The sequence below is a fragment of the Pseudomonas sp. REP124 genome, assembly GCF_020164475.1.
Lineage (GTDB): Bacteria > Pseudomonadota > Gammaproteobacteria > Pseudomonadales > Pseudomonadaceae > Aquipseudomonas.
Genome location: NZ_JAIQWX010000036.1, coordinates 1 through 14969, shown reverse-complemented (window position 1 = coordinate 14969; position 14969 = coordinate 1). Strand labels below are relative to the sequence as shown.

11 protein-coding genes and 4 tRNA genes are annotated in these 14969 nt (G+C 55.5%); all 15 read right to left on the bottom strand.

What is annotated here, in order from left to right; all coding sequences use genetic code 11:
* Positions 1-178: 178 nt before the first annotated feature.
* The 15 genes from rpoC to birA all read right to left on the bottom strand — a co-directional run bounded on the left by rpoC (position 179) and on the right by birA (position 14894).
* Positions 179-4378: a DNA-directed RNA polymerase subunit beta' gene (gene rpoC / locus K9857_RS11630; RefSeq protein WP_175377082.1), complete on the bottom strand. Its 4200-nt coding sequence runs from the start codon at positions 4376-4378 to the stop codon at positions 179-181.
* Positions 4379-4442: 64 nt separating this feature from the next.
* A complete protein-coding gene (gene rpoB / locus K9857_RS11625) occupies positions 4443-8516 on the bottom strand; it encodes a DNA-directed RNA polymerase subunit beta (protein ID WP_175377081.1) in 4074 nt (1357 codons plus the stop codon).
* Positions 8517-8734: 218 nt separating this feature from the next.
* Entirely contained in the window at positions 8735-9100 is a 366-nt protein-coding gene (rplL, locus tag K9857_RS11620) for a 50S ribosomal protein L7/L12 (RefSeq protein ID WP_007957596.1), read from the bottom strand.
* 78 nt (positions 9101-9178) lie between these two features.
* Positions 9179-9679: a 50S ribosomal protein L10 gene (gene rplJ / locus K9857_RS11615; protein WP_175377080.1), complete on the bottom strand. Its 501-nt coding sequence runs from the start codon at positions 9677-9679 to the stop codon at positions 9179-9181.
* 198 nt (positions 9680-9877) lie between these two features.
* Positions 9878-10573: a 50S ribosomal protein L1 gene (gene rplA / locus K9857_RS11610; protein ID WP_224535888.1), complete on the bottom strand. Its 696-nt coding sequence runs from the start codon at positions 10571-10573 to the stop codon at positions 9878-9880.
* Positions 10573-11004, bottom strand: coding sequence for a 50S ribosomal protein L11 (gene rplK / locus K9857_RS11605; RefSeq protein WP_007933726.1), 432 nt, complete (start codon positions 11002-11004; stop codon positions 10573-10575). The genes rplA and rplK overlap by 1 nt, the downstream gene beginning before the upstream one ends.
* Positions 11005-11121: 117 nt before the next feature.
* Positions 11122-11655: a transcription termination/antitermination protein NusG gene (gene nusG, locus K9857_RS11600; protein ID WP_007957598.1), complete on the bottom strand. Its 534-nt coding sequence runs from the start codon at positions 11653-11655 to the stop codon at positions 11122-11124.
* A gap of 9 nt (positions 11656-11664) precedes the next feature.
* Positions 11665-12033: a preprotein translocase subunit SecE gene (gene secE, locus K9857_RS11595; protein WP_110965138.1), complete on the bottom strand. Its 369-nt coding sequence runs from the start codon at positions 12031-12033 to the stop codon at positions 11665-11667.
* Positions 12034-12078: 45 nt separating this feature from the next.
* Positions 12079-12154 (bottom strand) — tRNA-Trp (locus K9857_RS11590).
* Between the two features lie 167 nt (positions 12155-12321).
* Positions 12322-12397 (bottom strand) — tRNA-Thr (locus K9857_RS11585).
* A gap of 26 nt (positions 12398-12423) precedes the next feature.
* A tRNA-Gly gene (locus K9857_RS11580) sits at positions 12424-12497 on the bottom strand.
* 23 nt (positions 12498-12520) lie between these two features.
* Positions 12521-12605 (bottom strand) — tRNA-Tyr (locus K9857_RS11575).
* Between the two features lie 142 nt (positions 12606-12747).
* On the bottom strand, positions 12748-13188 hold the full coding sequence (locus K9857_RS11570) for a hypothetical protein (RefSeq protein ID WP_224535886.1): 441 nt from the start codon (positions 13186-13188) through the stop codon (positions 12748-12750).
* Positions 13189-13195: 7 nt separating this feature from the next.
* On the bottom strand, positions 13196-13945 hold the full coding sequence (locus K9857_RS11565) for a pantothenate kinase (RefSeq protein ID WP_224535885.1): 750 nt from the start codon (positions 13943-13945) through the stop codon (positions 13196-13198).
* On the bottom strand, positions 13935-14894 hold the full coding sequence (gene birA / locus K9857_RS11560) for a bifunctional biotin--[acetyl-CoA-carboxylase] ligase/biotin operon repressor BirA (protein WP_224535883.1): 960 nt from the start codon (positions 14892-14894) through the stop codon (positions 13935-13937). Before birA ends, K9857_RS11565 begins: the two co-directional genes overlap by 11 nt.
* Positions 14895-14969 lie beyond the last annotated feature (75 nt).

Sequence of the window (14969 nt, the reverse complement as noted above, 5' to 3'; positions counted from 1 at the left end):
GCAAGAAAAGCAAAATGGCAGGAACGAATCCCCGCCAAATTTAGGGGTACAAGAGTCTAAAGAGGATCCTGCCCCCAGTCAAGGCAAGGCCCCGCCCTCCCCGCACATCCAACCTCGACAATTTGTCTTGATTCGATGAACGGAGCGGCCAGGGCCTCACGCTTATTTACCGCAGAACTCAGTTACCGCTCGAGTTCAGCGCTTCGGTCAGTGCAGCTTCCACTTCACTGGCGCTCACGCGCAACGGTTTGTCCGCATCACGGCGACGCTTACGCTCGCTGTGATAAGCCAGACCGGTACCAGCCGGGATCAGACGACCCACGACCACGTTTTCTTTCAGGCCGCGCAGGTAATCGCGCTTGCCGGTTACCGCCGCTTCGGTCAATACGCGAGTGGTTTCCTGGAAGGAAGCCGCCGAGATGAACGATTCGGTGGATAACGACGCCTTGGTGATACCCAGCAGAACGCGGGTGAACTTGGCGACAAACTTGTCTTCCGCGTTCAGACGCTCGTTCTCTACCAGTACGTGAGTCAGTTCCATCTGGTCGCCCTTGATGAAGCTGGAGTCGCCGGACTCGGAGATCTCAACTTTACGCAGCATCTGACGCAGGATGGTCTCGATGTGCTTGTCGTTGATCTTCACGCCTTGCAGACGGTAAACGTCCTGGATCTCGTTAACGATGTACTTGGCCAGCGCACTCACACCCAGCAGACGCAGGATGTCGTGTGGATCGCTTGGACCGTCGGAGATAACTTCGCCGCGGTTCACTTGTTCGCCTTCGAAGACGTTCAGGTGACGCCACTTCGGAATCAGCTCTTCATACGGATCGCTACCGTCGTTCGGGGTAATGACCAGACGGCGCTTGCCCTTGGTCTCTTTACCGAACGCGATGGTACCGCTGACTTCCGCCAGAATCGAAGCCTCTTTCGGACGACGAGCTTCGAACAAGTCGGCAACACGCGGCAGACCACCGGTGATGTCACGAGTCTTCGAAGTTTCTTGCGGAATACGCGCGATAACGTCACCGATCGCGATTTTCGCACCGTCCGCAACACCGACCAGGGCGTTAGCTGGCAAGAAGTACTGAGCGATAACGTCAGTGCCTGGCAGCAACAGATCCTTGCCGTTGTCGTCGACCATCTTCACGGCAGGACGGATGTCCTTGCCAGCAGCTGGACGATCTTTCGGATCAAGTACTTCAATGTTGGTCATACCGGTCAATTCGTCAGTCTGACGCTTGATCGTGATGCCTTCTTCCATGCCCACGTAGGTCACGGTACCTTTCATTTCGGTAACGATCGGGTGAGTGTGCGGATCCCACTTGGCCACGATGGCGCCAGCGTCGACCTTGTCACCTTCTTTAACCGAAATCACAGCACCGTACGGCAGCTTGTAACGCTCGCGCTCGCGACCGAAGTCATCAGCGATAGCCAGCTCACCGGAACGGGATACCGCCACCAGGTGACCATCTGCTCGCTCAACGTGCTTCAGGTTGTGCAGACGGACGGTACCGCCATTCTTCACCTGAACGCTGTCGGCTGCGGAGGTCCGGCTTGCAGCACCACCGATGTGGAACGTACGCATTGTCAGCTGGGTACCCGGCTCACCAATGGACTGGGCAGCGATAACGCCGACCGATTCACCGATGTTCACCTGGTGACCACGAGCCAGATCACGGCCGTAGCACTTGGCGCAAATGCCATAGCGGGTTTCGCAGCTGATCGGCGAACGCACGATCACTTCGTCGATGCTGTTCAGCTCGATGAATTCAACCCACTTCTCGTCAACCAGCGTGCCGGCAGGAACGATGACGTCCTCGGTACCTGGCTTGAATACATCACGGGCGATAACACGACCCAATACGCGCTCACCCAGAGGCTCTACAACGTCACCGCCTTCAATGTGCGGAGTCATCAGCAGGCCGTGCTCGGTGCCGCAATCGATCTCGGTAACAACCAGATCCTGCGCCACGTCTACCAGACGACGAGTCAGGTAACCGGAGTTCGCAGTTTTCAATGCGGTATCCGCCAAACCCTTACGAGCACCGTGAGTGGAGATGAAGTACTGAAGTACGCTCAAACCTTCACGGAAGTTCGCAGTAATCGGCGTCTCGATGATGGAACCGTCTGGCTTGGCCATCAGACCACGCATACCGGCGAGCTGACGGATTTGCGCAGCAGAACCCCGCGCACCCGAGTCGGCCATCATGTACATCGAGTTGAAGGATTCCTGGTCGACTTCGTCACCGTGACGGTCGATGACTTTCTCTTTCGAGAGGTTGGCCATCATCGCCTTGGAAACTTCGTCGTTCGCCTTGGACCAGAGGTCGATTACCTTGTTGTACTTCTCGCCCTGGGTTACCAGGCCGGAAGCGTACTGGCTTTCGATCTCTTTCACTTCGTCGGTAGCGGTACCGATAATGCGGGCTTTTTCATCTGGGATAACGAAGTCGTTAACACCGATGGAAACGCCGGAAATGGTCGAATAGGCAAAACCGGTGTACATCAACTGGTCAGCGAAGATCACGGTCTCTTTCAGACCAACCACGCGGTAGCACTGGTTGATCAGCTTCGAGATCGCCTTTTTCTTCATCGGCAAGTTGACGACGTCGAAGGACAGACCTTTTGGTACGACCTGGAACAACAGCGCACGGCCGACGGTGGTGTCGACGATACGGGTGCTGGTCACGCTGCCGCCATCACGATCGTTAACGGTTTCGTTGATCCGCACTTTGACTTTCGCGTGCAGCGCGGCTTCGCCAGCGCGGAATACGCGGTCAACTTCCTGCAGATCCGCGAACACACGACCTTCGCCCTTGGCGTTGATCGCTTCACGAGTCATGTAGTACAGACCCAATACAACGTCCTGCGACGGAACGATGATCGGCTCACCGTTGGCTGGCGACAGAATGTTGTTGGTCGACATCATCAACGCACGCGCTTCCAGCTGGGCTTCCAGTGTCAGCGGTACGTGCACGGCCATTTGGTCGCCGTCGAAGTCGGCGTTGTACGCAGCACAGACCAGCGGGTGCAGCTGGATAGCCTTACCTTCGATCAGTACCGGTTCAAACGCCTGGATACCCAGACGGTGAAGGGTCGGTGCACGGTTGAGCAGAACCGGGTGTTCGCGAATCACTTCAGCAAGAACGTCCCAAACTTCCGGCAGCTCGCGCTCGACCATCTTTTTGGCGGCCTTGATGGTGGTTGCGAGACCACGCATTTCCAGCTTGCCGAAAATGAACGGCTTGAACAGCTCGAGAGCCATTTTCTTCGGCAGACCGCACTGGTGCAGACGCAGGGTCGGACCTACGGTAATTACCGAACGACCGGAGTAGTCAACACGCTTACCGAGCAGGTTCTGACGGAAACGACCTTGCTTACCCTTGATCATGTCAGCCAGGGATTTCAGAGGACGCTTGTTGGAACCGGTGATAGCGCGGCCACGACGACCGTTGTCGAGCAGTGCGTCGACAGCTTCCTGCAACATACGCTTTTCGTTGCGCACGATGATGTCCGGAGCGGACAGATCGAGCAGACGCTTCAAGCGGTTGTTACGGTTGATCACTCGACGATACAGATCGTTGAGGTCGGAAGTCGCGAAACGACCGCCATCCAGTGGGACCAGTGGACGCAGATCTGGCGGCAGAACCGGCAGAACGGTCAACACCATCCACTCTGGCAGGTTGCCGGAACCCTGGAAGGCTTCCATCAACTTCAGACGCTTGGACAGCTTCTTGATTTTGGTTTCGGAGTTGGTTTGCGGAATTTCTTCACGCAGACGGCCAATCTCGTGTTCCAGATCGATAGCGTGCAGCAGTTCGCGGACAGCTTCGGCACCCATGCGGGCATCGAAATCGTCACCGAATTCTTCGAGGGCTTCGAAGTACTGCTCGTCGTTCAGCAGCTGACCTTTTTCAAGGGTGGTCATGCCTGGATCGATAACGACGTAGCTCTCGAAGTAGAGAACGCGCTCGATATCACGCAGGGTCATGTCCATCAGCAAGCCGATACGGGACGGCAGCGACTTCAGGAACCAGATGTGGGCAACCGGCGATGCCAGTTCAATGTGCGCCATGCGCTCACGACGAACTTTTGCCAGTGCAACTTCAACGCCGCACTTCTCGCAGATCACACCGCGGTGCTTCAAGCGCTTGTACTTACCGCACAGGCACTCGTAATCCTTTACCGGGCCAAAGATCTTGGCGCAGAACAGACCGTCACGCTCAGGCTTGAACGTACGGTAGTTGATGGTTTCCGGCTTTTTAACTTCACCGAACGACCACGAACGGATCATCTCAGGCGATGCCAATCCGATACGGATGGCATCGAACTCTTCGACTTGACCCTGGTTTTTCAGCAAATTCAGTAGGTCTTTCAAGGCCTTTCCTCCTGGCGGAGCAGAGAGCGGGCAATCCTGCCCCGCTCTCGATTCGCGTCACGTGTTATTCGGTTTCCAGATCGATATCGATGCCGAGGGAACGAATTTCTTTGATCAACACGTTGAAGGACTCGGGCATGCCCGGCTCCATACGGTGATCGCCGTCCACGATGTTTTTGTACATCTTGGTCCGACCGTTCACATCGTCCGACTTCACTGTGAGCATTTCTTGCAGAGTGTATGCAGCACCGTATGCTTCCAGTGCCCAGACCTCCATCTCCCCGAAACGCTGACCACCGAACTGCGCCTTACCACCCAGCGGCTGCTGGGTAACCAGGCTGTACGAACCGGTAGAACGCGCGTGCATCTTGTCGTCTACCAAGTGGTTCAGCTTCAGCATGTACATGTAGCCAACGGTAACCGGGCGCTCGAACTTGTTGCCGGTACGGCCGTCAGTCAGCTGCATCTGGCCACTTTCTGGCAGATCAGCCAGTTTCAGCATGGCCTTGATTTCAACTTCCTTGGCACCGTCGAATACCGGAGTGGCCATAGGAACGCCGTTGCGCAGGTTCTGAGCCAGATCCAGGATTTCCTGGTCGGAGAACGTATCCAGCGCTTCGTTACGACCACCGATCTGGTTGTAGATCTCATCCAGGAAGGTGCGCAGTTCAGCGACCTTACGTTGCTCTTCGACCATGCGGTTGATCTTCTCGCCCAGACCTTTGGCCGCGAGGCCCAGGTGGGTTTCAAGGATCTGACCAACGTTCATACGCGAAGGTACGCCCAGCGGGTTGAGGACCACATCGACCGGGGTGCCATTGGCATCGTGCGGCATGTCTTCAACCGGCATGATCACGGAGACCACACCTTTGTTACCGTGACGACCGGCCATCTTGTCGCCCGGCTGGATGCGACGACGGATTGCCAGGTAAACCTTGACGATTTTCAGCACGCCTGGAGCCAGGTCATCGCCCTGCTGCAGTTTGCGCTTCTTGTCTTCGAACTTGTCGTCCAACAGACGGCGGCGATCAACGATGTAGGCCTGAGCCTTCTCGAGCTGCTCGTTCAGAGCATCTTCAGCCATGCGCAGTTTGAACCACTGACCATGCTCAAGACCGTCGAGGACCTCATCAGAGATGACCTGACCTTTCTTCAGACCTGCGCCGCCTTCGGCTACGTGGCCGACCAGAGCGGAACGCAGACGTTCGAAGGTAGCACCTTCAACGATACGGAACTCTTCGTTCAGATCCTTGCGGATCTCGTCGAGCTGGCTCTTCTCGATGGACAGGGCGCGGCTGTCACGCTCAACGCCGTCACGGGTGAAGACCTGAACGTCGATGACCGTACCTTTGGTACCGGTTGGTACGCGCAGGGAAGTGTCTTTAACGTCGCTGGCCTTCTCACCGAAGATCGCACGCAGCAGTTTTTCTTCCGGTGTCAGTTGGGTCTCACCTTTCGGAGTGACCTTACCAACCAGGATGTCGCCCGGGCCAACTTCGGCACCAACGTAAACGATACCGGCTTCGTCCAGCTTGTTCAGTGCAGCCTCACCCACGTTCGGGATGTCCGCAGTGATTTCCTCTGGACCAAGCTTGGTGTCACGCGCCACACAGGTCAGTTCCTGAATGTGGATCGTGGTGAAACGGTCTTCCTGTACCACACGCTCGGACAGGCAGATGGAGTCTTCGAAGTTGAAGCCGTTCCATGCCATGAACGCGATGCGCATGTTCTGACCCAGAGCCAGTTCACCCATGTCGGTGGACGGACCGTCGGCCATGATGTCGCTGCGCTGAACCCGATCACCTTTACGCACCAGCGGACGCTGGTTGATGCAGGTGTTCTGGTTGGAGCGGGTGTATTTGGTCAGGTTGTAGATGTCCACACCGGCTTCACCGGTTTCAACTTCGTCATCTGCAACACGAACAACAATACGGCTGGCGTCGACAGAGTCGATCACGCCGCCACGACGAGCCACGACGCAAACGCCGGAGTCGCGAGCCACGTTACGCTCCATACCGGTACCTACCAGCGGCTTGTCAGCACGCAGGGTTGGTACAGCTTGACGCTGCATGTTCGAACCCATCAACGCACGGTTGGCGTCGTCGTGCTCGAGGAACGGGATCAGCGACGCTGCAACCGAAACAACCTGCTTCGGCGATACGTCCATCAAGGTGACGTCTTCTGGCGCCTTGACGGTGAACTCGTTCAGGTGACGAACGGCAACCAGTTCATCGACCAGGTACTTCTTCTCGTTCATCGTGGCCGAAGCCTGAGCGATCACGTGATCAGCTTCTTCGATGGCCGACAGGAATACGATGTCGTCAGTGACCAGAGCGTCTTTCACCACACGGTACGGGCTCTCGAGGAAGCCGTACTGGTTGGTGCGCGCATACGCAGCCAGGGAGTTGATCAGACCGATGTTCGGACCTTCCGGCGTCTCGATCGGGCATACACGACCGTAGTGAGTCGGGTGTACGTCACGAACTTCAAAGCCGGCGCGCTCGCGAGTCAAACCACCCGGGCCGAGTGCGGAAACACGACGCTTGTGGGTAATCTCGGACAGCGGGTTGTTCTGGTCCATGAACTGGGACAGCTGGCTGGAACCGAAGAACTCTTTTACCGCCGCAGCCACTGGCTTGGCGTTGATGAGATCTTGCGGCATCAGGCCTTCGCTTTCAGCCATCGACAGACGCTCTTTGACCGCACGCTCAACACGTACCAGGCCAACGCGGAACTGGTTCTCGGCCATCTCGCCTACGCAGCGAACACGACGGTTACCCAGGTGGTCGATGTCATCGACGATGCCTTTACCGTTACGGATGTCGACCAGAGTCTTCAGTACCGCGACGATGTCTTCCTTGCACAGTACGCCCGAACCTTCGATTTCGGTACGACCGATACGACGGTTGAACTTCATCCGGCCGACCGCAGACAGGTCATAGCGCTCAGGACTGAAGAACAGGTTGTTGAACAGGGTTTCGGCAGCGTCTTTGGTTGGCGGCTCGCCTGGACGCATCATGCGATAGATCTCGACCAGGGCTTCCAATTGGTTGCTGGTGGAGTCGATCTTCAGCGTATCGGAGATGAACGGACCGCAGTCGATGTCGTTGGTGTACAGAGTCTCGACGCGAACGACCTGAGCCTTGGCGATTTTTGCCAGGATCTCGGTGCTCAGCTCGGTGTTGCACTCAGCCAGGATTTCGCCGGTAGCCGGGTGCACGATCGCCTTGGCGGTAGTACGACCCAGGACGTAGTCCAGAGGCACGTCCAGCATTTTGATGCCGGCTTTTTCGATCTGGTTGATGTGGCGCGCGGTAATACGACGGCCCTGCTCAACGATGACTTTGCCGCTGGCATCCTGGATGTCCAGAACAGCAACTTCGCCACGCAGACGGGAAGGCACCAGCTCCAGGCTGAGCGTTTCGCCGCTCAGGTGGAATACGTTGGTGGTGTAGAACGCGTCCAGCACTTCTTCAGTTGTATAGCCGAGCGCGCGCAGCAATACCGATGCAGGCAGCTTGCGACGACGGTCGATACGCACGAATACGCAGTCTTTCGGGTCGAACTCGAAGTCCAGCCACGAACCGCGGTAAGGAATGATGCGCGCGGAGTACAGCAGCTTACCGGAGCTGTGCGTCTTGCCACGGTCGTGGTCGAAGAACACACCCGGAGAACGGTGCAGCTGGGAAACGATCACACGCTCGGTACCGTTGATTACGAAGGTACCGTTTTCAGTCATCAGGGGGATTTCACCCATGTAGACTTCTTGCTCTTTGATGTCCTTGATCGCTTTGTTCGACGATTCTTTGTCGAAAATGATCAGGCGCACTTTTACCCGCAAAGGTACGGCGTAAGTTACACCGCGCAATACGCATTCTTTGACATCAAATGCCGGTTCGCCCAGACGATAACCGACGTACTCCAGCGCAGCATTGCCGGAGTAGCTGATGATCGGGAAAACGGATTTGAAGGCCGCATGCAGGCCCACGTCGCGGAACTGATCTTTAGTCGCTCCCGCTTGCAAGAATTCACGATACGAATCCAGCTGGATGGCCAGGAGGTAAGGCACATCCATGACGTCCGGCAACTTGCTAAAGTCCTTGCGGATACGTTTTTTCTCAGTGTATGAGTAAGCCATCAGCGTTCCCCAGCTTGGTCACCTGCTTGTTTGGCCCTCCCGACGGGAGTAGCCAGAAAATCGTGCAAACCCCATGGTTTGCGCCACCGCATCGGGTGGTACAGCTCGTTATAGGCGCCGACCCAGTCGAGCGCCAATAACGGAAAAAGGCCGGTGGCAAAAGCCACCAGCCATCAGCCTTTCGCTTGACGCTCGGGCTGGAGGAGCAAAGTCGATGCTTACTTCAGCTCGACTTTAGCGCCTGCTTCTTCCAGCTTCTTCTTAGCGTCTTCAGCAGCTTCTTTCGAAACGCCTTCAGCTACAACCTGAGGAGCGCCGTCGACTTTCTCTTTGGCTTCTTTCAGGCCCAGACCGGTCAGTTCACGAACTGCCTTGATCACGTTTACTTTCTTCTCGCCGGCTTCAACCAGAACAACGTTGAACTCGGTTTGCTCTTCAACAACAGCGGCAGCAGCAGCTGGACCAGCAGCAGCAACAGCAGCGGTCACGCCGAAGGTTTCTTCCATTGCTTTGATCAGCTCAACAACTTCCAGAACGGTTTTCTGGCCGATTGCTTCGATGATTTGTTCGTTAGTCAGAGACATGACTTGAATCCTGTATTGGGGTGACAGCCTACGCAGCCATCAAATTAAACATATGATTTTGAAAGATTCGACTGCGCCTTAGGCTGCAGCAGCTTCTTTCTGGTCGCGAACGGCTGCCAGGGTACGAGCCAGCTTGCTGGTAGCGCCTTGGATCACGCTCATCAGTTTCGCAATAGCTTCGTCGCGGGTCGGCAAAGTAGCCAACACGTCGATCTGGTTAGCGGCAAGGAACTTGCCATCAAACGCAGCTGCCTTGATCTCGAACTTGTCCTGCCCCTTGGCGAACTCTTTGAACAGACGAGCAGCAGCGCCCGGGTGTTCGTTGGAGAAAGCGATCAGGGTAGGGCCGGTGAACACGTCGTTGAGAACACTGAACTCAGTGCCATCAACAGCGCGCTTGAGCAGGGTGTTACGTACGACACGTACGTAAACGCCAGCTTCACGAGCCTCTTTACGGAGTCCGGTCATTGCGCCTACTGTTACGCCACGGGCATCGGCCACGACAGCGGACAGAGCGACTTTGGCAGCCTCGTTGACTTCAGCGACGATGGCCTTCTTGTCTTCGAGTTTAATTGCCACGGGTTTAACTCCTGCTTGTTACCGTTTCATCCAGTCGAAACCGGATGTCGTTTTGGTGTCTGATTCGGTAAGGAACCGGGAGCACCATCTGCGTAGGCTTGTGGTTTAAGACTTTCGTCGCCTACGGTCTTGGACAGCCCCCGCCAGGCAGGGACCCCAATTTTTCAATTGGCGCAATCTCTTGCGCCAATTCGCGTCTTACGCGTCCAGCGAGCTCTGATCGATGACCAGACCTGGGCCCATAGTGGTGCTCAGGGTTACGCGCTTGACGTAGATACCTTTCGAAGAAGCTGGCTTGATACGCTTCAGGTCAGCGATCAGGGCTTCAACGTTTTCCTTCAGCTTGACGGCATCGAAGCCGATCTTGCCAACGGAAGTGTGGATGATGCCGTTTTTGTCGGTGCGATAACGAACCTGACCAGCCTTGGCGTTTTTAACCGCGGTAGCTACGTCTGGAGTTACGGTGCCGACTTTAGGGTTAGGCATCAGACCACGTGGACCGAGGATCTGACCCAACTGACCTACAACGCGCATTGCATCAGGAGATGCAATCACTACGTCATAGTTCAGGTCGCCGCCTTTCATTTCGGCAGCCAGTTCGTCCATACCTACACGGTCAGCGCCGGCAGCCAGAGCGGCCTCAGCAGCTGGACCCTGGGTGAACACAGCAACGCGAACGGTCTTGCCAGTGCCGTGCGGCAGCACGGTAGCGCTACGAACGACCTGGTCGGATTTACGTGGGTCAACACCCAGGTTTACAGCAACGTCGAACGACTCGCTGAACTTGACAGTCGACAGCTCGGCCAGCAGTGCAGCGGCGTCTACAATGTTGTAGGACTTGCCTGCTTCGATTTTGCCGGCGATAGCCTTTTGACGCTTGGTCAGCTTAGCCATTACACACCCTCCACGTTAAGGCCCATGCTACGAGCAGAACCGGCGATAGTACGCACGGCTGCTTCCATATCAGCTGCAGTCAGATCCGCGTTTTTGGTTTTCGCGATTTCTTCCAGCTGAGCACGAGTTACGGTGCCAACCTTAACGGTGTTCGGACGAGCGGAACCGCTGGTCAGACCTGCCGCCTTCTTCAGCAGAACCGAAGCAGGGGTGGATTTGGTTTCGAACGTGAAGCTACGGTCGCTGTAAACAGTGATGATCACTGGAGTCGGCAGACCTGGCTCAAGACCCTGAGTACGGGCATTGAAAGCCTTGCAGAATTCCATGATGTTCACGCCGTGCTGACCCAGAGCAGGACCAACAGGTGGGCTTGGGTTAGCCTGAGCGGCCTTCACTTGCAGCTTGATGTAAGCGGTAATCTTCTTGGCCATGAGGCACTCCAATTACGGGTTCAAACGCCTCGAAAGGCTCCCCGGTTGCTTGCGCGTTTATCCCAGTGACGACAAAACCCCACAGCCTACGGCTGCGGGGTTGGGATGCTTGCTCAACTAGACCTTTTCGACCTGGCTGAACTCCAACTCTACCGGAGTAGAGCGACCGAAAATGAGCACTGCCACCTGGATCCGGCTCTTTTCGTAGTTAACTTCTTCGACAACGCCGTTAAAGTCAGCGAACGGACCGTCATTGACACGAACAGTCTCACCCGGCTCAAACAGCGTCTTAGGCTTCGGCTTATCGCTACCATCAGCGACACGACGCAGAATTGCCTCTGCTTCTTTGTCAGTAATCGGCGCAGGTTTATCAGCGGTCCCACCGATAAAGCCCATGACACGAGGAGTATCCTTGACCAAGTGCCAAGTACCCTCGTTCATATCCATCTGGACCAGCACATAGCCTGGAAAGAATTTGCGCTCGCTCTTGCGCTTCTGACCATTCCGCATCTCAACCACTTCTTCAGTGGGGACCAGAATTTCGCCGAAACCATCTTCCATGCCAGCCAGCTTTACACGCTCGATCAACGAGCGCATTACGTGCTTCTCGTAACCCGAGTAAGCATGAACAACATACCAACGCTTAGCCACGGGACACCCTTAACCGACAATCAAGGAAACAAGCCAGCCGAGCAGGGAATCAAGACCCCACAACAGCAACGCCATAACCAGAACAACAGCCACAACGATCAACGTGGTCTGAGTGGTTTCCTGACGAGTTGGCCATACGACTTTACGAATTTCGGTGCGCGCTTCCTTCACCAGCACAAAGAAAGACTTACCCTTGACAGTCTGCAGACCCACAAACGCAGCGACAGCAGCAATCACGAGCAAAGCAAGCACACGGTACAGGATCGGCGAAGCAGAGAAGTACTGATTGCCAACAACGCCAACAACCACCAAAGCGACTACCACTAGCCACTTGAGCAGATCGAAGCGAGAGCCTTGAGCTTCAGCTTTAGGAGTCATCTATGAAGATCCTGTGAAAAGAAAGCCAGACACACCTGGTGAATCTGGCAGGTCAGGAGGGAATCGAACCCCCAACCTACGGTTTTGGAGACCGTCGCTCTGCCAATTGAGCTACTGACCTAAAACAAAATCAGGCCGACCATTATGCTGACCTGAAGGAGACTTTACAACAGCTTAATCAATGACCCGGTCTAGACAGGAATCCGGCCATACAACACCACCAAATCCAACACAACCATTGCAGGCCATTAAAACAAAGGCAGATATTTTCATATCTGCCTTGTTATATGGAGCTCTTGAGCGGATTTGAACCGCTGACCTCACCCTTACCAAGGGTGTGCTCTACCAACTGAGCTACAAGAGCGTAACACTATGCAAAACCTGCAAACTTGGAGCGGGTAGCGGGAATCGAACCCGCATCATCAGCTTGGAAGGCTGAGGTTCTACCACTAAACTATACCCGCGAGGCGTGCAGCTCTCGCTAAAATGGTGGAGGGGGAAGGATTCGAACCTTCGAAGTCGTAGACGTCAGATTTACAGTCTGATCCCTTTGGCCGCTCGGGAACCCCTCCTAAGCGAGCCGGCATTCTATACTATGCCAGCCTTCTGTCAAGCATTTTCTCATTAAAATCTTGAGGTTAGCTGCTTTGACTTCGCTTCACATCGCTTACCGCTTTAGGTCTTCGCTGTGGAGCGGGCGCCATTCTATGCAAACTATTCCGAAGGCGCAACCCCCTCGCAAGGCATTATTTTATGTTTTAACTCATTGAATTCTTTAGAAAGGTTTATCAGCTGCAGGTCATCCAGCCAGCGCCTGCTTTCCGGGGCAACACGCACCCAGTACGACGCGGTTTCCGAGCCCGCCCTGGGCAAACTTTGAAACTTGACGTCCATACCCGTCAACCTGCGCTCAAGCCCCTGAGCTGCGTCCTGCCGAGCAAAACCACCCAAGTAGAGACAACCACCATCAGCCTGAACCACCTTGCCCTTGTCCCTGGCTGCGTCAGGCGCCTCACTCAAAAGCCGAATATCCTGCTGCCCTCCTTTATATAAACTCAGAGGCGTTACGTCCTTTGCCCGCAAAGGAGCCTCTTGCTGATGCCAGATGTAGTAAAAGACGTTCAGAACAAGCAGCAGTAAAAACAACCAGCGCATAAAGACCTCAGGGCAAGGGACAAGCCATGGCCAAGCCAACAAATACCAGATCCGGAACCACCTTGGCCTGCGGCACCATCTCCGAGACCTGGGATGCATCCCCACCCGTAAGAAAGACCGTGAAATCTTGCCCCCAATAGTCGCGCGCCAATTCAAGCTGAGTGAGAACGAAACCTCGCAACATCAGCAGACAACCGCGCTCAACCGCCTCAACCGTCGTACGACCCGGGATAAGGTTCTCCAACGCACGTTCAGCCGCGGCGTCGCCATAGCGAATTTTCCGGGTATGGGTACGGAGCTGGTTACGCATCAACGGCATCCCCGGACAAATGAACCCACCAAGATGCTCGCCATCCGCAGCAACGAAATCCGCTGTAACGGCCGTACCAAAATCCAATACAAGGCAAGCGCCCGCAGCCAGGTGATACCCCCCCAACAAGGCGAGCCAGCGATCAAGTCCCAACCGCTCAAATTCTTCGTAACCATTACGAACGCCGGACATTTCCTGTGCTGGGGCGGCACAGACCACCGAAACATCAAAGGATGCCTTTAGTAATGCGATTAACACACCGGTTTCCTCGGCAGTGCGGACACTCACCAGCCGACAAAACTTCAAGGACAACCCATCTAGCGCATTCAAACCGTCAATCAGCGCATGATCAGAATCGGCAACACCCTCCCCCACCAGCAGGCAGGCATTCGCGCCGAGCACACGCCATTTGATAAAGCTGTTTCCACAGTCAAGCTCAAGAATCATTGCGCAACCTCAAGCTGAGCTCGCCGCCACTGAAGACCTTTTCCACACCACCCACCTTCAGACGCAAGGCGCCCTGACTATCGATACCTAATACTTCACCATCGATCTGGTTGGCACCCGCGATTAGCGACACCGCGCGCCCCTGCCATAGATGGTTTTGCTCCCACTCAGCCTGGACTGCTGCAAAACCGCCAACCCGATGCCGTTCGAGGTATTTCTGAAGCATCCCCCCCAGCTCCGCAACCAAACGATTACGATCGAAGGCCCTGCTGGCTTCCAAGCGCATAGAGGTCCACTGCTGATCAACCTCATCAGTCATCTGCATGTTCACATTTATACCGACACCCAGCACCACGTGACACACATCAGCAGGATCGCCAACCAACTCAAGCAATATCCCTGCAATTTTTTTCTGGCCGACCAAGACATCGTTAGGCCACTTCAAGCCCACACCAGGAACACCAAGCTCACGCAGAGAATGCATAACGGCGAGCCCAACAACGAGGCTCAGGCCTTCCAGCTGGCGCATCCCACCATCAATACGAAGCACCAGGCTGTAGTAGACGTTTTCCGCGAACGGACTTACCCACTTCCGACCACGCCGTCCGCGCCCAGCTGTCTGCCGCTCAGCGAGCACCAGAAATGGCGCAGGCTGAAGCCGCTCGATCGCCCGCAGGGCTTCAGCGTTCGTGGAATCGATTGAGTCGAAGACCAGCACAGGCCAATCGCGGTACGGCGGCATTTTCTTGATTTCTGCAGAATCAAGTAGCGTCAGCGGCGCAGACAATTGATAGCCACGCCCTCGCACTTTGTGAATGGTCAGCCCCAGCTCAGCCTCTAGCTGTTGAAGCTGCTTCCATACAGCACTGCGACTGACACCCAAGGCAGAACCCAGAGCTTGGCCCGAGTGAAATCGACCATCCTTAAGAAGCTTTAACAACGTCAGCATGCAAGTCTCGCCTCACCATGAGGCCCGCATGATAGCCACGCCCGGAGCTATTGCATAGAAATGTGGCGAAACGAA